Below are 22447 nucleotides of genomic sequence, written 5' to 3' on the forward strand. Positions count from 1 at the left end.
AGCGGCCGGTGCGGCCCGCCACCCCCCGGTTCCGGCTGGAGTCCGCCGTGCCCGTGACGGAGACCGGCGACATCGACGTACCCGTACCGGCCCCGGCCCCGGACGTCGCCGAGGTGCCGTCGGCACGGCCGGACGCGGTGCCGGACGTACGGGTGCAGCCCGTGCCGCGGGCCTCGGCCTGTGCGCTGCCGCCCGAGCGGGGCATCGCACAGGAGCGGGACTGGGTACGCCGGACCCTGCACGAGCGGTACCACGCTCAGGCCGGTTTCGTCTCGCGGGTGATGTCGGAGTCGCCAGGGCTGCGCGGCCGGTCCCGGACGGAGGCGGCGGACGCGCTCACCGAACTGGTCGCCGTCCGCCTGTACCTGTCCGGCGACAGCCGCCGGGCCGACGCGGCCGTGCGCGAGGCCACGGCCGGACCCCACGTGCCGCTGGCGCGCTGCGTGACGGCCGGGCTGCGCCGGCTGCCCTCCTACCGCGGGCCCGCCCTGCTGCGCACCCGGCTCGGCGAGGCGGAACGCGCCTGGTACCGGGAGGGCAGAGCGGTCACCGAGTGGGCCTTCTGCCACGCCCGTACGTCCCTGCACCCGGGCCCGCGCGGCAGCGCCGCCGCCGACGCCACCGACATCCTGATCTGGTCGATGACCGCCCGCCGCACCACGTCGCTCGACCCGGCCGTCCGCGACCGGGTGCTGTTCCTGCCCGGCACCGTCTTCAAGGTGCTGCGCGCCGAGGGTTCCACGGTGCTGATGCGCGAGCTGTCGCCGTCCGAGAGCACCGGGGACGGCCGGGCCGACCCGCAACGGGCGAAGCTCGACGAGATCGCCGTCAAGGGGCTGGAGAAGATCCTGGACGCGCTGGAGAAGGCCGGCACCGACGCCGCCGCCGAGAGCGCCGACCCGCCCGGACTGATCGTCACCCCGCAGGCGGTCCGCACAGAAGGAGCCAAGCCGTGAGCAGGCAGGTCCTGTTGGTCTCAGCCGACCGCCCGGGCGCCCACCGGACGATCGCCGGCGCGCTGGCGGAGGCCGCGGAGGGGGCGCTGATCACGATCGCCGCCGGCCGTTACGAGGAGGCGCTGGAGATCGTCAGGCCGGTGACCCTGGCCGCCGAGGGCGGCGCCGGTTCCGTACGGGTGCACGCGTCCTCCGGGAGCACGGTCGTGGTGGACGCGGAGGCGGTGCAGTTGTCCGGCCTCGACCTGTCGGGCGCGGACCGGGACGCCCCGGTCCTCGACCTGCGGCGCGGTCAGTCGGCGCTGGACGGCTGCCGGATCGAGGGCGCGGCCTGGACCGCCGTACTGGCCTGGAACGAGGGCACCGTCGCCGCCCGTGGCTGCCGGGTGGCCAACCCGCACGGCGCGGGCGTCGTCGTCACCTCGCGCGGCGGCAACGTGCTCGCGGACACCGAGGTCGTGGAGGCCGGGTCCTCGGCGGTCGTGGTCGCCGAGCACGGCCGGCTCGACGTGCGCGACTGCCGCCTGGACCGCCCCCGGGGCAACGGCGTCTGCGTCAACGGCAACGCCTCGGCGACCGTCGAGACCACCACGGTCACCGGCAGTGGCAAGCCGGCCGTCGCCGTGGAGCAGGAGGCGCGCGCCGCCCTGCTGCGGGTCACGGTGACGGGCAGCGCCACCCTGGACGCCTATCTCGCCGGCCGGGGCGAGACCACGCTCACCGAGTGCGCCTTCTCCGGTTCGGCCGGCCAGTCCGTGCACATCGCCGACGGCGCGGCGCCCCACCTGCGGGGCTGCACGGTCACCGGTGTGGCCCGCAGCGGCATCCAGGTCACGGGGGGCGCCCGGCCCCGGCTGGAGGACTGCGAGATCACCGGCACCCCGGTCGGGCTGCACGTCAGCGGCGCGGAGACCGCCGTCACGGCGACGGGGCTCGTCGTCCGGGACGCCGCCACTGCCGCGGTGCAGGCCGCCGACCGGGGCGCGGCCGAACTGGAGCGGCTCGTCGTCAGCGGCGCCGGGGGCGCCGGGGTGCGGGCGCAGGGCGGCGCCCGGCTGACCCTGCGGGACGCCGAGATCGGTGTGGGCGGCGGTGGCCAGGGGCTGGCGCTGGCCGGGTCGGCGAGCGTGTTCGTGGCCGGCTCCGTGCTGCGCGCGTGCGGGGCGGTCGTGGGCGAGGACGCGGAACTGACCGCCCACGACACCGAGTTCACCGGGGCGGCGGGCGACGCCGTGCAGGTGCTCGCGGGTGGTTCGTTCACCGCCGTGGGATGCCGGATGACCGGCGCGCGTGGGCACGGCGTGAACGCCCACGCCGACGCCCGTACCGAGCTGAGCAACTGTGTCGTCCAGGACAACGCCCGTGACAGCGCCGACAGCCGGGGCGGCGGCGAGCGGGAGATCGCGGGTACGGCGGGACCGGATGGGGACGCGGATGCCGCCCGCGTGGAGACCGGGCCCCTGGCCGAACTGGAGGCGCTGGTCGGCCTGGAGAGCGTCAAGCTGGAGGTCACCGGGCTGATCAACCTCAACAAGATGACCCGGCGGCGCACCGAGATGGGCCTGCCCATGCCGCCGATGAGCCGCCATCTGGTGTTCGCCGGTCCGCCGGGCACCGGCAAGACGACGGTGGCCCGCCTGTACGGGGCGGTCCTGGCCGAGCTGGGGATCCTCAGCGAGGGCCATATCGTCGAGGTGGCCCGTGCCGACCTGGTCGCCCAGATCATCGGCGGGACGGCCATCAAGACCACGGAGGTCTTCACCCGGGCGCTGGGCGGGGTGCTCTTCATCGACGAGGCGTACACGCTGACCAACCAGTCGCGGGGCACCGGTCCCGACTTCGGTCAGGAGGCCGTGGAGACCCTGATGAAGCTGATGGAGGACCACCGCGACGAGATCGTCGTCATCGCGGCGGGCTACTCCGAGCACATGGACCGGTTCCTCGCCTCCAACCCCGGCATGGCGTCCCGTTTCGCCCGCACGGTGGAGTTCCCGAACTACGCTCCCGAGGAATTGGTCACCATCGTCCGCGGGCTGTGCGCCAAGCACTACTACGAGCTGTCCGACGACGCCTTGGAGGCCCTGTCCCGCTACTTCGTGGAGGTTCCCAAGGGTCCCACCTTCGGCAACGGCCGGGTGGCCCGGCAGGTCTTCGAGACGATGATCAGCGCTCAGGCCTCCCGGCTGGCCACGCGGCCGCCCGGGCACGACAGGGAACTGAGCCTGCTGACGGCCGCGGATGTCACACCGGCACCGCAATCGCCGGCGCCGGCGCCGACCGCAGCACCCGTGACCACCACGGCGGCCGCCGCGGAACCAACGCCCTCCACCACAGAACCGAGGTCGCCCGCCCCGGCCCCCTCCGCCGCCCGTCATCTGGCCGCCCTCAGCGGCCTCGGCCCGGTGACGGAAGCCTTGGCGGCGCGCCTGGCCACGCTCGTCGAGCTGGGGCACGGCACCGCGGGGCTCGCGGACGTCGTCCTGGAGGGGGCGCCCGGCAGCGGTCGCCGGGCCGTGGCCGCCGCGTACGGCAGGGCCCTGGCGGAACTGGGCATCGTCCCGTCCGGCGCGCTCACGCACGTACCCCTCTCCGAGGTCCCGGCGCGCTGGGCCGCGCAGCCGCGCTCGTACCTCGCTGACGTGTTCCGCCGTGCGGCGGGCGGGCTGCTGGTGGTGGAGGCCGACCTCGCCTTCGAGTCCCGTCCGGACACCGAACGGGACGCCGTGCTCGCGGCGTTGGCAGCGCGGGCCGCCGCGCGTGATCCGTACGGCGCCGTACTCGTGCTGTCGGGCAGCGCTCCGCGCCTGATGCAACTGCTGCGCTCCCACACCGAGCTGGCCGGGGCCTTCGCCGACTACCTGCGGCTGCCCGCGTGGACCGGCGCGGGCCTCGCGGAGCTGACCCGGCGGCGGCTCACGGTACTCGGCCACGACGTGCCGGACGCCGTCCTCGCGGCACTCGCGGCGCAGGACCCGGCCCACGGTGCCTATGGCGCGCACCGCTTGGCGGACCGGATCGCGGCCCGCGCGGGCGGCCCGGTCCTCGCCGTCGAGGACCTGACCGGCGAACTCCCGCTGCCGGAAGCGCTGGTGTCGTCCTGAGGGGCGAACGGGCAAGGATTCACGGCCGGTCGGGCAGTGAGTCCGGCATCCGGTGCGGGACGGTCCTGACACCGGGCCACCATCAGCTACGACGAACACTCCCGCACGAAAGGAACGCCCATGGCCGGCAACACGAACACCTCGGTGGACACCTCGGGCATGCGGATCGCCCAGGGCAGCTTCCGTACCGCCCTGGACGAGGTCAACACCACCTACACCCAGATGCAGGGGCAGATCGACGCACTGCGGTCCGGCTGGACCGGTGACGCCGCCAGCACCTTCCAGAGCGCCATGGACACCTGGCTGACGGACTTCGGCACCGTCAAGCAGCAGTTGGACCTGATGCTGCAGAAGCTGGAGGCCAACACCGGCAGTTACGACACCACGCACCAGAGCACCACGGACACGGCCAACCAGCTCCACAAGAGCATGTCGACCCCGCTGCCCGGCTTCTAGACCCCCCACCCCCCACAGATACGAGGAGCGACTCCCATGCCTACGTACAGCGTCAACATGAACCAGATCGAGTACGTGGTCGGTGAGATGACCGCCATCAGCGGGAAGATCCAGGCGGCGCTGACCGACCTGGACGACAGCGCCAAGGTGCACCTGAGCGAGTGGACCAGCGACGCCCGCGCCACCTACGACGTCGCCAAGGCCAAGTGGGACGCCGCCGCCGGCGACATGGTGACCCAGGCCCAGAACGCCACCAACTCCCTCGGCCACATCAACGAGTCGTACTACGCGGGCGAACGGCATGGCGTGAGCCTCTGGGAGCAGTGACATGGCCAGGCAGGACGCCGACAGCGCCGACGACGAGTCGGACGAGAGCCGCGACAGCGGCAGTCACGAGACCACCGGCAGCACCACCGGTTCCGGCGACGACCACCACTACCACGGTGGTACCGACGTCTCACGGGATCCGAGCATCCTCACCGACGCGCACCCCTTCGTACCTCCCCCGGTGCCCGGCGGCGACGGACACAACGGAACCTCGGTCAGCACGCCGTCGATGGACCTGTTCGCCTCCAATATCGGCCTGATGATCCAGCCGGTGCGCGACGCCGCCACCGGGCTGGACGACGTCTCCGTGGCGCCGGGCGCGTTCTACCACGCCAACGTCATGCGGAAGACGGTCAACGGGCCGAACGCCGACGGCGGTCTGAAGAAGAGCTACGACGACGCCCTCTCGGCCCTGGTGCGGGGCCTGACGGACCTGCGGGACGGTGTGCAGGCGCTGAGCCGGAAGTACAGCACGACCGAGGACGCCAACAACATGACGGCCCAGGACCTCGCGGACGCCTTCACGACCACCACCGCCGACTTCAACACGATGATGACGTCCAACGGCGGCAGCGGCATGACCACCGGCACCGGAAACACGAACACGAACACGAGTACGGGCCCCGACAACCACACCACGACCGCCTGACGCGGTCTTCCCGGGGTACGGATCGGTGGCACACGGAAGGGCGTAAGTGCCGGACTACAACAGCGGCGGCTTCCACCAGGGCGATGACGGGACGATCTTCGGCAATCCCGACGGCTCGTCCGAGGGCAGCGTCACGGACTACGAGAACTGGGACTGGAAGCAGATCAAGGCGGCCGTCTACGGCATGTCGTCCGGGGTCGCGACCGATGCCAACATCACCCACGCCCGCTCCATCGCCGACCCGCAGTCGCTCCTGGACGCGGCCGGTGCCTTCTACCACGTCCAGCGGGTCCTGGAGGGTGTCACCAAGAGCCTGGTCGACCAGGCCAAAGCGCTCGCGGGTGAGAACGGCCCCTGGGGCGGCAGCGCGGCGGACGCCTTCCTCGACATGATGACCAACTTCTCCCGCCAGGTGAAGGCCAACGCCGAGGTGCTGTCCGGGGGTTCGACCGGCGACCACTCCATCCCCCACCAGCTCGCCAACAACGCGGTCGCCTTCCAGAGCGCGCAGAACAAGCTCGCGGAGATCGACACCTGGTACGCGGACCAGGCCGTCGCCATGGGGCTCACCCCGATGTCCAACGGGCTGATCCCGATCAGCCAGAAGCCCGAACTCGTCGCGATGATGACCGCGGACATGCGCGCCGTGCTCAAGAGCCTGGCGCACTCCTACCAGGTCACGTCCGACGCGATCGTGAACCCCACCCCGGTGACCTCGCCGACGGACAACCCGAACGGTCCGGGGAACGACGAGGGTCTGACGGGCCCCGATCTCAGCGACCTCGACGGCGGGATCGGCAACGGTCCCGGCGACACCGGAAGCCTGTCGGACCTGTCCGGCTTCCCGGACACCGGGCTCGACACCGGCCTGGACAAGGGGATCGGGACGGGCGACGGCATCGGGGACGTCGGGGACCTCGCCGCCCTGGACACGTCCGGCGGCGTATCCCCTTATCCTGGCGACCTGTCCGGGCTGGACGACTCCGGACTCGGCACATCCGGGCTCGGCACCTCCGGACTCGACACGCCCGGACTCGACACGCCCGGACTCGACACGTCCGGACTCGAAGGCAAGGGGCTGGACGACCTCGGTCTCGACGGTCTCGACCCGGCGGCCCTCGACCCGGCGGCTCTCGACAGCACGCTGAACCCGGTCTCCTTCCCGGGCCTAGGGAGCCTGGCCGGTCTCGGCGGCAGCGGTGGTCTGGGGACGGGCGAGCCGAGCGGCCTCGACGGACTGTCCACGGCCGATCCGGCCGCCTTCGGCGACACCGGGCTCAATGACGGTATCGGCGACGGCCTGACCGGCGGGCTGGACGAGGGCCTCACCGACGGCCTGTCCACCGGTTCGGCCACGCCCGCGCAGGTGGCGACGTCCTCCGGGATGCCGTACATGCCCGGCATGGGCGGTACCGGGTCCGGCGGCGCCGGTCTGTCGGCCGAGCCGACGGACGCCTCGGGGCTGCTCGACGCGAGCGCGGACCCGTGGGAGGGCGAGGAGGTCCCCGGCGGCGACGAGGTCGGCTCGGCGGAGGGCGCGGCGGCCGGCGGCGAGGGCCTGGGCACGGCCGGGATGCCGTACCTGCCGGGCATGGGCGGTGCGGGCGCGGCGGGCGCGGGCCGGGACGGCGCGAACGAACGTTCCGACGCCTCCGGGCTGCTCGACCCGAGCGCCGAGCCCTGGCATGTGGACGAGGAGGCCGGTGACGACGAGGCCGGCTCGCCCACGGGAGCCCTGCCCGGGGTGCCGTACCTGCCGGGCTTCGGCACACCCGGGCCGACGGCCCGCAGCGGCACGAGACGCGCGGCCGACGAGGAGAGTACGGCGCCCGCGAGCACGGATGCCGCGCCCGCCTCGGTGTCGGTCTGGTCCGAGGGACTGCCGATGCCGCTGCCTCCGGACGACGCCGAAGCCGTGGTCCGGCAGCCGGTGGCCGACGACGGCGAGGAGGACTTCTCCGCTTGGGAGACCGGAGCCGGCGCGCTCGTCCCCCTGCTGTGGGCCCTGCCCGGTGAACGTGAGCGGGCCGAGGACGCCGGTACGGACGAGCGTGGCGTGTCGGCCGAGCCGCGTACCACCTGGCAGCCGGACCGCACCGGTACGGCGGGGCCGGCCGGGACGACAGGCGCCGGTGTCCCGGGGATGGCCTTCTGCGGCGACGGCGGCCCCGAACCCGAGGCCCCCGAGGATGCCGGGGAACCTGAGCAGCCCGAGGAGGAGCCGGCCGCCCGGGGTGCCGCGGACCTGCTGGTCCAGGACGGGAGCACCTGGGGCGCCGTACCCGGCGACTCCGCCACCACCACCTTCTGAGAGGAGTCGGATTCCCATGCCCAGCCCGTACGACCAGCAGATCGAGGACCTGCTGGACCAGTACCGCCGTCAGCGCGACGAGGCCGCCGAGACCCGGCGCCGGATCAACGAGACGACGTCGACCGTGACGGCCGCGCGGCAGACGGTGCGGATCACCGTCGGCGCCCAGGGTGACGTCACGGCGATCGAGTTCCCCACCGGCGCCTACCGCCGCATGGCGCCGAAGGAGTTGGCCGACGTGCTGCTCACCACACTTCGGCAGGCCAGGTCCGAGGCCCTGGAGGGCGTCGCCGCGGTGCTGGCCGACCGGCTCCCGTCCGGCGTGACCGTACCCGACCTGCTGCGGGGCCAGGTCGATCCCGGCGCCGTACTGCCCGAGGACCCGGTCATGCCGGACTCCGTACGCGACTACGTCGATCACGGCTTCCAGGGAGACACCCATGAGTGACGGCACTTTCTCCGTCGACACCGCCCGGCTCGACCAGGCCGCCCCGCAGATGCAGGAACTGGCCGCGCGGATCAGGTCCGTGGCCACGAAACTGGACGGCCGCCTGGAGGCCCTCGGCGCGTGCTGGGGCGACGACGAGAGCGGACGGCAGTTCCTGGAGCAGTACGCCGAGCCGAAGCGGCAGTTGAGCGCGGGCATCACCGGCGCGGGCACCGTGCTGGACAGCACCGTCGACGGCATCCGGACGATGGCCAAGGGGTTCCGGCAGACCGAGGAGCAGAACGTGGAGACCCTGCGCGCCCTCACTCCCGCCACCGACTCCGGGACGGCGCAGGGCTCGTCGCCGCACCGCACCCGGCGCTGAACCCCGCCCGACGAAGAACCACGGCACGACAGAGGAACACGGCACCGGATGAGCGTCGAGATGCCCCCCGAGCTGGCCTGGGTGGCCCGGCTCGCGGTCGGACAGGCCTGGCCCAAGGGCGACGAGGACAACCTGCACGCCCTCGGCCAGGCGTGGCAGGAGGCCGCGCAGGAACTCAAGGGCATCAGCGGGCAGATCGGCGCGTCCGGCAACGGGGTCCTGGAGAGCGTGGGCGGCCAGGTCGCGGACGAGTTCCGGTCCTTCGTCACACAACTGGAGTCCAGCCTGCCGGAGATGGCGGAATCCGCGGGCCAGCTGGGCAAGCTCGGCAAGCACACCGCCGTCCAGGTCGAGTACTCCAAGTACATGATCCTCGGGCAGCTCATCCTGCTGGCCGCGCAGATCGCGGAGTGGGCGTTCTTCGCGCCCGAGGTCATCCCGGCCGCCGTCACCGCGGCCCGCGTCGCCGTGAAGATGATCCTGCGCCGCCTGCTCATCTCCGTCGCGACCGGTGTCGCCCTCAACGTCGGTCTCGACGTCGCCGTCCAGACCATCCAGATCCTCAAGGGCGACCGCACCGAGTGGTCCACGGACAACACCGTCTCCGCCGTGGTGTCGGGCGCCATCGGCGGCGCCATGGGCGGCCTCTTCTTCGGCGCGGGCGGTGTCATCGCACCGAGGTTCGCGCACTCCCTGTTCGGCAAGGGCGTCCTCGGCGCGGCCACCGGCCTCGGCACCGCCGGGATCATGTACGGCATCTACCACAGCGGCGCGGACGAGTTCGGCTCGTCCATCAGCGCGGGCGCCCTGGGCGCGCTGGGCGGCGGCGGCAAGCGGCGCTTCGGCGGCACCGGGGACACGGTCAAGGTGGACCCCGTCCATGTGAACCTGCCCGACGCGCTGAAGATCGACCTGCCGGGACTGCTGTCGGCCGAGAAGGCGGAGCTGTCCGACACAGTCACGTTCCCGGGGGCGGCGAAGGACACCGCGACGACGGGCACGAACGGGGTGAGCGGCACCGGGCACCCGCATTCGGCCGGGCACGAGAGCCGTTCCGGGACCGCGTCCGGGGTGGGCCGCCACACCAGTGAGGTGAGCGACGGCGCGGTCCGGGAGGGGGGTTCCGGCGCCGGGCGGGAGACTGCCGACGGTACGTCCACGTCCACGTCCGGCACCGGTGCCGCCCGCCACGACGAGGGACTGCCCGGGTTCGCGACCACCCTCACCCCGGCGCAGGGCGGCACGACGTCCACCGCCACCGGTCCGGCCGCGACCCGCACCGGGACGGCGGTCACCGCGCCGACACGGAGCACCGCCGGTGGTGGTATGGGGCCCGGCACCACGGCGGCGAACGTGAGCCGCCCCGCCACGACCGCCGGCGGTTCCGCCGGCACCGCACCCGGGACCGGGCGCCCGTCCACGGTGAGCGCGGGCGCGGAACGCGGTGTCGACACCGGCGCCCGTGCCGGCACCGCGGCGCCCAAGGCATCGGTCCGTACCGAGACCGGGCCCTCGGCCGCCAAGACGACGGAGTCCACCGCGGGCTCCCCGAAGACCGGGACCAGCACCGGGGCCGCGCCGCGCGGCACGAGCACCGCCACGGCGACAGCGACAGCGACCGGCCCCGAGAGCATCGGCACGGAGTCCACCACCGCCCCCGGCCGGGACGCACCCCCGCCGGACGCGACGGCGAGCACCTCGGCGCAGGCCGGGCCGGACACCGCGCCCCCGACCAGGACCGCGTCCCCTGATCCCGGCCCCACCCCGCCCCCCACCGGACCGGACCCAGCACCCCGCATGCAGCTGGACCGTACGCCGCGCTTCGTCGTCCGCTCCGCCTTCGAGGCCCGGCGATTCACCTACCGGGGCGAGCAAGTCACCGACCTGACCGTGCGGGTGGCGTTCCGCGACGGCGGCCGGGGACACGGCAACGACACCGACGCCGTGTGGAACCGGATGTCCGACGGTGTCAGGCAGTTCCTCAACGACCCCGGCTACCGCCTCCCCGGCGGTGACCGCCTGCACGTCACCGTGTTGCGCGCCCGCCCCGGCGAGGAGCCGCACCTGACGGTCGACCTGGTCGGCCGGGACCGGGCCATGGACCAGCGGTCGTGGTGGCCGGACGCGGAACCCGTCGACTTCGCGCACGAGATCGGCCACCAGATCGGCCTGCGCGACGAGTACCGCGACGAGACCACCCCGCACCGCCCGGCCGTCGAGGGCAGCCTGCAAGGCAACTACCGGGCCGCCGCGCCCGAGGGCCTGCGGCAGGCCGGACTGCGCGACCGCCATCTGCGGCTGATCGGCACCCTGGTCGGCGACCTCGGCGAGGGGACCGGTACCGGGCGCGCCGAGGGCCCGATGCCGGATGGGCCGCTTCCGCACGACGAGGAGTGGGCCCGGGCCTGGCAGGGCGCCGAGCGCCACGACCGCCGCCACACCTGGGTGGACCCGGTCTCCGACCCCCTGGGCAGGAGCCGCGGTCTCCGCCCCGTCGCGGACGGTGGACGGACCGCCACGGCGGTGGCACCGCGGACGTACCGTTCCCAGCAGGAGAAGGTCCACCAGCCCGACAACTCCCTCATCATGCAGCCCGGTTACGCGTCCGGCGACCAGTTCGGCATCCTCGCGACACTGCTCAGCGAGCGCGAGGCACATGTCCTCATCGCACGCGGTCCCGGCCCCGGCTCCCCCGGACACGACCCGGTGCTGGACAAGTCCGAGGCCATCAGGGCCTTCTACCGGGAAAGCGGCATCCATCCGAACCGCATCTGGATGCTGGACGTCCCCAGCCTGGAAAAGCACCATGTCTGGCCTCTGCTGAACCAGGAGGCCCACCGGATCGCCGTGGAGCACTGGAGGATCGACAAGGACTTTGAAGAGATGCACGAGATAAAGGAGTTGTGGGGCGTCACCAGCGGCACCGACTACGTCGCCGAGAACTTCTCCGAGTCGATGCGGTCGAGCATCCGCGACGCGTGGCAGCTGGACGACCTCCACGACACGGAGATCACCGAGTGGCTTGCCGGCCGGGGTGTGCGAATCCCCGAGGACAAGACGAAGTCCGTCCTGGTGCTGTGGTCGCGCTTCACCGGCAAGGCCATGCAATGGTCGGACCTGCGGGGCCGGATGGAGCACGACACCAGCTTCGAGGGCACGCGCCAACTCCTGCGGAACCTGGCGGGCGACTACAAGGCGGTGATCATCACCGGAGACCCGCATCCCGACCCGGCCAAGGCCGGCAAGTGGGACGAGCTGGTCCGGGAGATGCGTGCCGAACTCGGCAACGAGAACATCCACCAGCTCACCGGCTTCTGGCGGGGCGACACCGGCGGGCTGGCCCCCTGGGGCGGCGATACCCGCACCGGCCAGTTCCGGCTGTACGACCATCTGCACCGGCAGCACGGCGTGCAGCACGTCGGCTTCCGCTCCGGGAACCTGGAGGCCGTCGCCCTGATCGGCCACCCGGTCCGCTACCTGGAGGAGGGGGACGCGACCGGGGCACGGCGCATGGAAGCGTGGCACGAGAGCTTTGGCGGACGGACCCGCAAGGGCGGCCTGCCTCCCGGGTACGAGCGCACCGTCGTCACGGATCCGCCGACCGCCTCGGGGAGATATTCCAAGCCATTCCAGGACAAGCCCGAGTTGGTGGGCACGTACCAGCCGCCGGACCCGACCTCGCCGTACCGCAAGCCCGTCCAGGCGTATGCCAAGGAGCGCGGCTTCGCCTACACGGACCTGGAGCGCATCCGCGCCGACCTGGATCTCACGGGGCACCGCCAGGGGCAGCCGGAGTTCGACGCCGACCGGCTGCGGGCGGTGCGGCGCAAGTACCGCCAAGTGGCCGATGCGATACGGCTGCACCCGGAGCGCAACCGGCTCGCCGGGGCCGACGTCGACGCGTACCTGGCGTACTTCGACCAGTTCCTGAACCAGGATCCGGTGAACTATCCCGGCGGCCCCGTCGCCATGTACGCCCATTTCGTCGACGTGTACCTGCCGCACCTCCAGAACGTCTGGCATACGCGCCGCACCATCGAGTACAACGCCTGGGCCGAATACGCCCAATGGCAGGCCGCGCAGCAGCCGCAGGGCGGCGACGAGGTCATGCCGCGCGCCCCGCTGGCGGACGGTGCTGGCTCGCAGTCGGACGACGGCACCGCTCAGCCGCAACCGCCGTCCACGGGCGTGACGGAGGCCGAGGCGAGTTCGCGTTACGGCATGCCGAGCGCCAACTACCGCAAGTTCCAGCAGGTCGCGGCCGGTCACAACCTCAGGATCGACGTCCGGCCGACCAACCCGACGGCGGTCCGGTGGCTCGAAGAGGGCAAGCTGCCGAAGCCCAAGGACATCAAGGCCAAATCGATCAACGACCTGGACGTCCTGCTGGGCGCCAAGGCCGAACACCGGGGTCTGATCGGGTACTTCCGGCCGGTGCTGCCCGACCGCGGGAACCTCGACGAGTCGGCCTGGAGCCGGCTGGGGTCCCGGTACGACCAGCGCACGGAGGAGTTCGAGACGCTGGCGCCGGTCATGGCCCGGCTCCGGGCCGAGGACCGGTTCAAGGTCGAGGACGGTCTGGTGTTCGGCCGGGACGGTCAGGGGGAGTGGAGGGAGATCACCGGCGACCACGACGTGTTCGACATCAGCACGCCGGGCGGCACGCGGCTGAAGGGCGACCGGTACACGGAGGTCGTGCAGCACATGATGGCCAACGACATGGCCGTCATGCACGGGGCGCACATGGACTGGGAGCCGTCCACGCCTTTCAGCAAGGGCATCTTCAGCAAGATCGTGGAGTCGCACCAGGAGGGCGGCGAGCCCCTGCTGCGTTTCCGCCCCGACATCAACGACGTCGAACTCGTGCACGCGCTACCGGAGTTCCGGTTCACCGGACCGAAGCCGGAAGCAAGCCGGACCGACCCGGAACCGACAGTCGCCGAACCGGAGCAGAAGCTCGCCGAGCCCGAGCAGAGTCCCGCCGAACCGGAACCTCGGCCCGTCGAGCCCGAACCCGAACCTCGGCCCGTCGAACCCGAACCCGAACCTCGACCCGTCGAACCCGAGCCGGAACCCCGGGCCGTCGAACCCGAGCCGACGACCGACCCGGTGGCACCGCCCCGCGCCGACTCCCCCGTCCTCCCGCCGCACGAGGCCGAGACGTCGAGCCCCGTACCGCCCGGCGAGCCCGAGCTGCCGGTCCCGGAGCCGGCGGCCGCTCCCGCCGACATCCTCAAGGACGCCGTCGCCGAGCCCGCCCCGCTGGCGGCGGAACCCGAGGCCGCCCCCGAGCCCCCGCGACCACCGGGCGACGACGCCCACCCCACCGACGACCCCGCCCCCCACGATCCCGTCGACCACGCCGCGCCCGCCCGCGAACCCTCCCCCGAACCACCCGTGGGCCCGCCCGCCCAGTTGCGCGGCAGGCACCAGCAGTCGCTCGCGGGGATCAGGATCACCGGCGCCCCCGGCCCCGACGCCCTGCGTGAACGCGTGCTCCAGACGCTGCCCCCCGCGCACCGCGCCGACCGCCAGGTCGTGCAGAGACTCGACGCGGAGTTCGACCCGGCCGCCTTCCGGGCCAGGCACGACCAGATGGTCAACGGTGGCTGGCGCTTCCGGCTCCTGGTGGGCGGCGCCCCGCACGACGTGGTGCTGACCGCCCGGCCGGACGCATGGCACCTGGCATCGGAGCGCACACCGGACGAGGAGAAGGACGGAACGGGGTTCGAGCGGTCCGCCGAGGCCAGGCAGGAGGCCGAGCCGAAGAAGACCTCCCTCACCACGTCCGACGCGGGCCTCGACCTGTCCCCCACCGTGATCCGCCCGGTCGCGGGCCACGACGACCGGCTGACCGTGGTGACGCCCTCCGTCAAGGCGGGCGGCGCCACCCACGCGACCGACACCTCCGTGCAGTCCGCCTCCGAGACCGGTACGAAGAGCACGCTCACCGGCCCCACCGACCCCTACGTCTCCCGCTTCCACTACGAAACGGACGTCATCGGCCCCGACGGTGAACCGCTGTCCCGCCCGGACGGCGAACCGATCACCGCCGAGGTGACGGCCGAAATCACCCGCCCGGAGACGGACGCGGCGGACGGGACGGATGGGCCGGCCGCCCGCTGGCAGGGCTGGGAGAGCGACCGCCCCACCCGGGCGGAGGGCCGGCCGCTCGACGTCACCGGGCTGAGCGCGCTGCACGAGGACGTCTTCCGCCGTCTTCCGCGCGAGCGGCGCCCCGACGGCACCGCGCACCACGACATCCTCGCGTTCCTGTCCCCGCAGACCGTGATCGACGGCTTCGAGCACGCCGCCGGCTGGGGCCTGACCTCCAAGCGGCTGGACCTCTCCGACGGCGGCCACGCCTGGCTCCGCCTCACCCTGGAGCCGGGGACGTCCGACCACCAGGGCACGGTCTCCGACAAGGACACCTTCACCAGCAAGAAGACCGGCGAGCACGCCGTGGACCGTACCGACACCTCCGCCTGGGGCCTCGGCCTCAACGCGGGCGGCGCCCGGCGGGTGTGGCAGAGCGGCACCACCGGGGAGTCGACCTGGCTGACGGTCACCGGCGGCTACTCCTACGCGCACAGCCAGGCGCACCTGGAGAAGGGCAAGCAGACCTTCGCGCTGGAGCACAGCCTGGAGCACACGGGCCCGGCCGACCTGGTCACCACGGCGGTGCGGTTCCGGGTCGAGGTGCTGCGCGAGCGTCTGTCGCCCGGCGCGGACGGCCTGCACGCGGTCCGCCCGGTACCCGACCCCGGGCCCGCGCCGGACGAGGCCCCGCGCGACGTGGAGAACCCGCCCGCCGATCGGCCGGGCGAGGTCGTCCGCGTCCGCCCCCGCCCGGCCACGGGCGCCGCCCCCGGCACCCGTCCGGTACCGGGGAACCTGCGCGCGCCGCTGACCGCGCGGCGTACCGCCTTCGTCGACGTCCCCGGTTCCTCGGAACTGGAACAGCACATCAGCGACCGGCTACGGGAACTGGCCCCCGGCATCCTGCCACCGCCCGAGGGTTCGGCGGGCCGCGTCACCCCGCAGGCCATGGAGAACCAGCGCCTGCTGCGCGAACGCCTGTCCCGCTCCGGGCTGCGCGCCGACGGCGGACGGTTGCTGGACGGTACCTTCCGGATCACCCTGGACGCCTCGCATCTGCCGGGGCTGCCCGGCCGCACGTACGAGGTCGTGATCGGGGCCGACACCGGGGCGGGCCGCCACGACGGGGCGGTGGCGACGACGGCGAAGGACACGGTGGCCCGCGGTCACGCCGCCGACAAGGGCGTGACCCGGGGCGGCAAGCACACCCTCGCGGTCGACGGCAACGTGCGCAGGGCGCTCAACCCGAGTGACAGCGTACGGGCGTTCGGGCTCGGCGGCGTCCAAGGCTCGTACGCCCCGTCCCGGGGGACCGTCGCGTCCAGCGAGACACAGGCCCGGCGCGTGTTCCAGCACAAGGGACCGGCCGACGCGTTCAGTTACCCGGTGACGTACCGCGTCCTGGTCGGCCCGCACCGGGCGGGCGACCCGCCGGCCACCCTGGCCGACGGACGGCATGCCCCGGGGCGCGGCGCCCACCAGGTGACCCCGGTGGTCCCCGCGGACGGCGGGCGGCTGCGTGTCGAGGTACGGCGGCCGGAGGTCTCCGCCTCGGCGCCCCGCTACCTGCGGCCCGCCCGGCTGCCGCAGTTGCACGCCGTCACGCACGTCGCCGACGAGGCCGGGTTCCGGAAGCAGGCGCGGGCCGCGCTGGAACAGGCGTACACGTCCCGTGAGCCCGACGGGCAGCCGCGCGTCCCCGAACTCGGCGAGGCGCTGGACGCGTTGGCCGGCCACGCCCAGTTGCCCGGGCTGGTCTCGGCGTCGCACTCCGGCTGGACCAACACGCTCGACCGGCACGTCGGCGAGGGCCGCGCCCCCGACACCGTCGGCCTGTCGGTGCGCACCCGGCTGCTCGACCTGACCTACCAGGAGACACTGTCCGGTGACGGCACGCTCGACCTGGAGCTGAAGGCGAGCGGCGGCACCACTGTGACCGACCAGTCGTCGTTGTCCGGCAAGGGGGGCCTCGGACCGGACTTCGGCCGTTTCCCCGAGACCCCGGCTGGGCAACTGACCACCGGCTACCAACTGCGCGGCGGCGGCAGGGTCAAGGGCGGCGGCCAGCGGGACGGCACCGACACGTTCCGGCAGCAGACCGGCACCACGCGCAAGGTGAGCCACACCGGCACCTGGCACGTCTACCGGGCCAGGGCCGAGGTGAGCGTCGCCGGACGAATCACCGACGCGTCCGGGAAGCCGCACGTCGGCCGCCGGGTCCGCCACGACCACGACCTGTTCGTCCTGCTGTCCGACGAGGACGTGACCCGGCTGAACACCGGGGCGCCGGCGCCGTCCGCCACGCCGCCGGAGCTTCGGGCCACCCTGCTGGACCAGGGCGTCTCGGGCGGGGTCCTAGTGGACCTCCCCGACACCGACGCCGTCCTGCGGGAGATCGACCGGCAGTTGCGCGGGACCGACGACGAGACCGTCCCGGTCGCGGCGCTGCCCTTCGCCGACACCTACTCGCCGGACAGTCTCGCCGCCCGTTACGACGAACTCGTCGGGGCCGGCATCCTGGACCGGCACGTCGAGGTCACGCGCGCCGGACGTGTCGTCACCGAGGTGCTGGTGCGCGCCGTCACCGACGGCTGGCGCGACGACGGCAGCCGCTCCGACCGGCCCCTGACCCGTGACGTGAGCACCGCCCACACGGTCAAGGGCAAGGCCGCGGGCAAGTGGTCGCTCGGAGTCGAAGGCAGCCTGCGGGCTTCCGTGCGGCCCCCGGTGAACCACCTGAACTCGGCCTCCCTCGCCCCCGCCGCCTCCGTCGAGGGCGGCCGGGGCAGCAGCGCCGAGTCCGGCGCGACGACCACTGTCGGCCACAAGACGTCCGGGTTCGGCGACACGAACGCCCGGTTCACCACCCGTATGCGGTTCGAGGTGACCGTCACCCGACGCACCGAGACCGGCCGCTTCGTACGTCTGGCGAAGGACCCGGAGCCGGTCGGGCCGTACGAGGCCACCGCCTGGGTGCCCACGTCCCTCGCCGAGAGCGCCACCGCGCCGCCGTACCCGCGTGTGCCCGACGACACCGCCCGCCGAGCCCCGTCGGCCCTCCACCCCTTCGGCATCGAAGTCGCCCGGACGGCCGGCCGCGGGAACGCCGCGCACGCCGCCTGGCAGCGGACCCTGCGCGGGGCGCACGACCTGATCGGCTTCGACAACACCAAGGCGCTGCACGACACCGCGGTCCAGATCCAGGCGACCCCGCGGCCCTGGGGAGACGGGCTGCTCGGGCAGACCGGCGCGTACTACTCCTGGGCGCTGTCGCAGGGAACCGGTCTGGCCCGGTGGGCGGCGCGGTCGGCCCTGCCCGAGCACTTGACGGGCACAGTGAACCGCTTCATCGAGACCTTCGCGGCCGATCCCCGGCTCGGCCGCGAGCATGATCTGAGCAAGGAGCAACGCCTCACGCCGGAACAGCAGTTCGCGATCCGGCAGACGTTCTCCGGGCAGTCGCTGGCCGCCCTGGTCCACCGACTCGGCGACCCGGACAGCGTGTACCGGGTGCCGGGCACCTCGGTGGCCCTGTCGATGGAGGCCATCGGGCCCGCCGAGGAACTGGGCCGTCGTGACGCGGCCGACGACGAACTCTCCGTCGCCGTCAAGGACGAGTCCGGCACCACCGCCACGAACGCGTACAACTGGAGCGTCTCGCCCGTGGACTTCGCCGTCCTCACCGAGGACCCGGTCGTCACCGTGCCCCTCGTCACCGGGCGCGTGGCCCGCGACCAGAGCCACGACTCCGGCCGCCCGGTCAGCCGTACGCCCGGCACCCCGGGCAGGCCCACCCCCGACCCGGCGCTCCCGCACGGCAGGACCGCCACGGAACCCGGCAAGGCCAAGGTCACCGGTCCGGCCGTCCTGATGCGGCAGCCGGTCAGGATCACGGTGCGCGGCCACGACGACGCGGGCCCCTACGGCGACCGCCACACCCTCACCGGCCATGTCTTCCACTGGTCCACGCCGGCCGAGCCCACCGCGCCGTCCGTCCACGAGACGGCCCGCGGACCGGTCCGGGCACCCGCGGCGGCCCCCGGCTCCCACCAGCATGCGAGCGGCTCCTCCCCGGACGAGGTCGCTCCTCGCGCGCCCCGCAGCGGCCCGCTTTCGGCGGCGGAGCGCCCGGAGACGAGGCCGGCGGCCGAAGTGACGTTCGCCGACGAGGACGCGACCACGCCCGGCCCCGGGCAGTCCGCCCCCGTCGACGCCCTGGCCGCCGAGGTGGCACGGGACGCGGTCCGGCGTTCCGCCGCGGGGCTCGGGCTGCCGGAGGTGCTGGTCACCGGGTACGGCACCGCGTCCGTGGCGGGCCGGCCGCACTTCGGCAGGGCGGTCCAGGTCGGCGCCGCGCGCGCCGAGGCCGTGCGCGAGGACTTCGCCCGGCGCCTCGACGCCCACCTGCGGGAGCTGGGCTCGGCACTCACGTCCGACGCGTTCACGCTCACGGCCGAGTCCCGCGGCCACGACCTGCCGCACGGCACGGACCCCGCGCAGGACACGCCGGAGGCCCGGCGGCGTGCCCTCATCACCGTCTCCCCGCACCCGGACACCCCGGTCACCGCCGGACACGCGCCCGTACGCCCACACCAGTGGCGGACGCGGCGCGAGCAAGCGGTCTGGGCCGTGCTGCGGACCGAGCGCTACGACCCCGCGCTCGACCCGGCAACAGGCCGTCCCGGACCCGGGCTGCTCTCCGGACGGGACGTCGTGGTGCGGGCCGCCGTCGCCCGGATCCAGGCGGACGACGGCCGCTGGGTCCGCAACCTGTCCCTGCACCTTCCGGTGCGCCTGGGCGCCGGGTTCGGTCCCGGCGACCTGGGCGCCTACCGCGAACACCTCCAGTCGTTGCTCGACACACACGTCAACGACGGCCGGGCGCTGCCCGGTTCGGGCGACCAACTGCACATCGACGTGGAACTGGAGCCCCGCCCGGACCACCCGGAGGCCGTCGAGATCAGCCGGAGCGACCAACCCGCCGACGCGTGGGACCAGTTCACCTTCCCGCTGGGCACCCACGAGGGCGTACGGGACGACGCCCGCGCGCTGCACGAGCTGCTGCACTACGCCGGCCTGCCCGACCGCTACCACGACGCCACGACGCTCTTCCGCCGTCTCGAACGGCAGACCGACCGGGCCGGCGTCATGGCGACCGTCGACTCCATCGACGTACCCGACGCGTACCTGCGGGCCATCGCCGAGGTCACCGAGTCCGGACCGGTCCTGCGCGACCTGCCGTACACCGGCGACGGGACCCCGGCCGCCGTCGCGCCGGGGCTGACCGGAACCGCCGCCCGCGAGCTGCTGCTCTCGGGGGAGCCGGACCCGGTGGCCCCGGCCCGCTCCCCCGCCGCCGCACCCTTCGCCGACCGCACGCCCACCGAAGTCGCGGAGCTGGTCCGCCAGGCGCGGCACGAGTACACGGCGCTGGACCACGGCCGCAACTGGCGCGGCGCCGGGCGGCCCCGGTTCGACCCCACCGCGTACCGGGTCCGAGGGGAGAACGGCGAGACTCGGTCGCACGACGTGCCGTGGGACGACGACGCCTATGTCGTCCTGGCCCGTGCCAAGGGACACCACATCACCCTGGAGACGCCGGCCGGTGACATCCGGCTGAGCAGTGCCGAGGACTTCGCCGCGCTGCTGGCCGACGATCCGCTCCGGCCTCCGGGGGCCGACATCGTGCTGGCCCTGCGCGGTTTCCCGGAGGGGCCCGAGGGGCTGCCGGAGGCCGTGTTCCGTGCCACGGGAAGCCGCGTCTGGACGCCGTCGGGCGGCACCGTCGAGCTGAAGAAGGCCTGGGTCGACCACGCGACGGTGGAACGGCTGGAGCTGTCCGGGCCCGACCCGCGCTGGGCTCCGACCACGTCGGAGGAGGGCCCTGACCACTTCGCACACCTCCGGGCCCAGCGCCTGATCACGAGGGCGTACACGGTCACGGCTCCCGGCGAGGACGCCGTGCTCTTCCACCGGCTGCCGGCCACCCGCTTGGGGGCCTTCCACCCCGTCTCCACGACCGACCCGCACGCGCCCGCGCTGATCCTGCCCACCCAGGAACTCGACGCGGTGCCCGCCGGTGCCCACCCGGAGATCCAGGTCTCCGAGGACCACACGCTGGCCGTCGACGCCGGCGGACTGAGCCAGCACGCCTACGCCACCGAGCGGGCCGTCGACGACGCCAACGCGAAGCTGGCCGCCGCCGGGAGCAAGGTGCGGCTGGCCGTCGATCCCGAGGTCTCGCTCACCCTGCGCCGGGAGGACGGGCTGCCCACACCACCGCTCCTGCGGGTCACCCCCGTCTTCCTGACCAGGTCGGGCCGGTCCGAGGAGGAGGCCTGCCGGGATTTCGCGCAGATGGTGTCCGGCCAGGTCCGGGCCTCGCACGTGGTCTTCCGGGTACCGCCGGGACGCGCCGTCACCGCCCAGGTCAGTGCCCTGGACACGGCGGAGGTCACCGGCACGCACCACCTCGCCCGGTCCCTCGGCCGGGTCGCCGACGGCCGGACCGACCCGGCGGCCACCGGACCGGCCTGGGCCGCCGCCCGGATCGCCCGCGACACCCGGGGTGTCGGCGGCCAGGGCGGCGCGCCGATGCCCGGCAGGGCGTACGGCAGCGCGCTCAGCTACGAGCGGGTGGACGACCCCCGTCGCGACGCGCTGGCCCACGCGGCGCGGCGGATCGGCGTCAACGAGGGTGCCTGGGCGGAAGTGGGGGAGGGATACCTCGTCCAGTCGATCAACGCGCGGACCCCGGGAGGCAAACCCACCCTGGAGGTCAACTATGCCAAGCCCGGCGCCGACAACGGCTCGCACTTCGGCTACCACTTCGCGTCCGTCGTCCTGGCCAGCGAGGACGGCCGGGCACAGCTCACCCTGGAGAACCACGCCCGGGTCACGAGGAACCGCGCGGAGATGAGGGAAGCGGTCGAGCGGAACCTGCGGCGCCCCGCCGCCGAGCTGCGCGAGGTGGCCACGACGCTGCACGCCCGCGTGCGGTACGCGGAGAGCGTGGGCGCGCCCGAGGCACACCAGGAGATGCTGAAGGCCCGGGCCCGGCTCGCCGATCTGCTGGTCGCGGCGCGGGAGGCCCGTGACCGGGGCGCGCCCGCGACGGAACGTGACCGCGCGGTCAGCCAGGCGGCGACGGTCATGCTGCGCACCGCCCCGATGATCGACGGCAAGGCCCAGTGGTACTTCCGTTCGTACAGCAGGCGTCCCGGGGAGTCGATGCACGAGTCCCACGCGGAACTGCTGTCCGACCACCCGTCGGCCGAGGCGAATCCGCTCACCCTGGTCGTCCTGCACGGCCATGCCGTGTCCGCGCCCGAACACCGGTTCATCCCGTTCGAGGCGTCCGGCGCGATGGCGGACACCGCCGGCTACAAGCTGGACCACCTGGCCGAGCACGTCGTCCGCACCGGCCTGTGGAACCTGGCCCACGGCCTGCCGCTCCCGGCCGTCCGGCTGACCGGCCACGGCGACGGCCGCGCCCCGCGTCTCGACCGGGACCGCACCGCCGCCATGGCCGCCACGATCCGTGACGAACTGCGCGCCCGCGTCGCCGCCCTCCTGAGCGAGCGCGGCTCGACGACCGACCCCGGCGCCTTCACCATCTCCGTCGCCTCCGGCCTCCGCCGCGACGACGGCCCCGACCGCGGACCGGAGGTGACCTTCGAGGTGGACCACTGGCGCGACTCCGGGGACGACGATGACGGCGCCACGTCCTCCTGACG

Annotated in this window: 8 protein-coding genes and 1 pseudogene; all 9 read left to right on the forward strand. The window is 73.6% G+C overall.

Going from position 1 to position 22447, the window contains the following annotated elements:
- A pseudogene (locus NX794_RS34545) lies at positions 1–956 on the forward strand (hypothetical protein); the annotation flags it as partial.
- A complete protein-coding gene (locus NX794_RS34550) occupies positions 953–4057 on the forward strand; it encodes a right-handed parallel beta-helix repeat-containing protein (RefSeq protein WP_258783654.1) in 3105 nt (1034 codons plus the stop codon). The pseudogene NX794_RS34545 and the gene NX794_RS34550, both read left to right, overlap by 4 nt.
- Positions 4058–4177: 120 nt before the next feature.
- The gene (locus NX794_RS34555; protein ID WP_258783655.1) at positions 4178–4513 is read left to right on the forward strand and encodes a WXG100 family type VII secretion target; all 336 of its coding nucleotides are present in this window, start codon (positions 4178–4180) and stop codon (positions 4511–4513) included.
- Positions 4514–4549: 36 nt separating this feature from the next.
- Positions 4550–4840 carry a WXG100 family type VII secretion target gene (locus NX794_RS34560; protein WP_258783656.1) on the forward strand — a complete coding sequence of 97 codons (291 nt, stop codon included), beginning with the start codon at positions 4550–4552 and terminating at the stop codon, positions 4838–4840.
- A 1-nt stretch (position 4841) separates the two neighbouring features.
- Positions 4842–5489 (forward strand): hypothetical protein, encoded by a 648-nt coding sequence (locus NX794_RS34565; RefSeq protein ID WP_258783657.1) that lies wholly within the window; start codon positions 4842–4844, stop codon positions 5487–5489.
- Between the two features lie 46 nt (positions 5490–5535).
- A complete protein-coding gene (locus NX794_RS34570) occupies positions 5536–7800 on the forward strand; it encodes a hypothetical protein (RefSeq protein ID WP_258783658.1) in 2265 nt (754 codons plus the stop codon).
- A 16-nt stretch (positions 7801–7816) separates the two neighbouring features.
- Complete coding sequence (locus tag NX794_RS34575) at positions 7817–8248, forward strand: YbaB/EbfC family nucleoid-associated protein (RefSeq protein WP_258783659.1); 432 nt, start codon at positions 7817–7819, stop codon at positions 8246–8248.
- Positions 8241–8612, forward strand: a complete 372-nt coding sequence (locus NX794_RS34580; protein ID WP_258783660.1) for a WXG100 family type VII secretion target — start codon at positions 8241–8243, stop codon at positions 8610–8612. The genes NX794_RS34575 and NX794_RS34580 overlap by 8 nt, the downstream gene beginning before the upstream one ends.
- A gap of 48 nt (positions 8613–8660) precedes the next feature.
- The gene (locus tag NX794_RS34585) at positions 8661–22445 is read left to right on the forward strand and encodes a WXG100-like domain-containing protein (protein WP_258783661.1); all 13785 of its coding nucleotides are present in this window, start codon (positions 8661–8663) and stop codon (positions 22443–22445) included.
- Positions 22446–22447 lie beyond the last annotated feature (2 nt).

The organism is Streptomyces pyxinicus, from assembly GCF_024753135.1.
Lineage (GTDB): Bacteria > Actinomycetota > Actinomycetes > Streptomycetales > Streptomycetaceae > Streptomyces > Streptomyces pyxinicus.

Excerpts from the sequence above, each read along its gene's own strand:
- NX794_RS34555 (WP_258783655.1), top strand. The coding sequence starts at position 4,178 with ATGGCCGGCAACACGAACACCTCGGTGGACACCTCGGGCATGCGGATC.
- NX794_RS34560 (WP_258783656.1), top strand. The coding sequence starts at position 4,550 with ATGCCTACGTACAGCGTCAACATGAACCAGATCGAGTACGTGGTCGGT.
- NX794_RS34565 (WP_258783657.1), top strand. The coding sequence starts at position 4,842 with ATGGCCAGGCAGGACGCCGACAGCGCCGACGACGAGTCGGACGAGAGC.
- NX794_RS34575 (WP_258783659.1), top strand. The coding sequence starts at position 7,817 with ATGCCCAGCCCGTACGACCAGCAGATCGAGGACCTGCTGGACCAGTAC.
- NX794_RS34580 (WP_258783660.1), top strand. The coding sequence starts at position 8,241 with ATGAGTGACGGCACTTTCTCCGTCGACACCGCCCGGCTCGACCAGGCC.
- NX794_RS34585 (WP_258783661.1), top strand. The coding sequence starts at position 8,661 with ATGAGCGTCGAGATGCCCCCCGAGCTGGCCTGGGTGGCCCGGCTCGCG.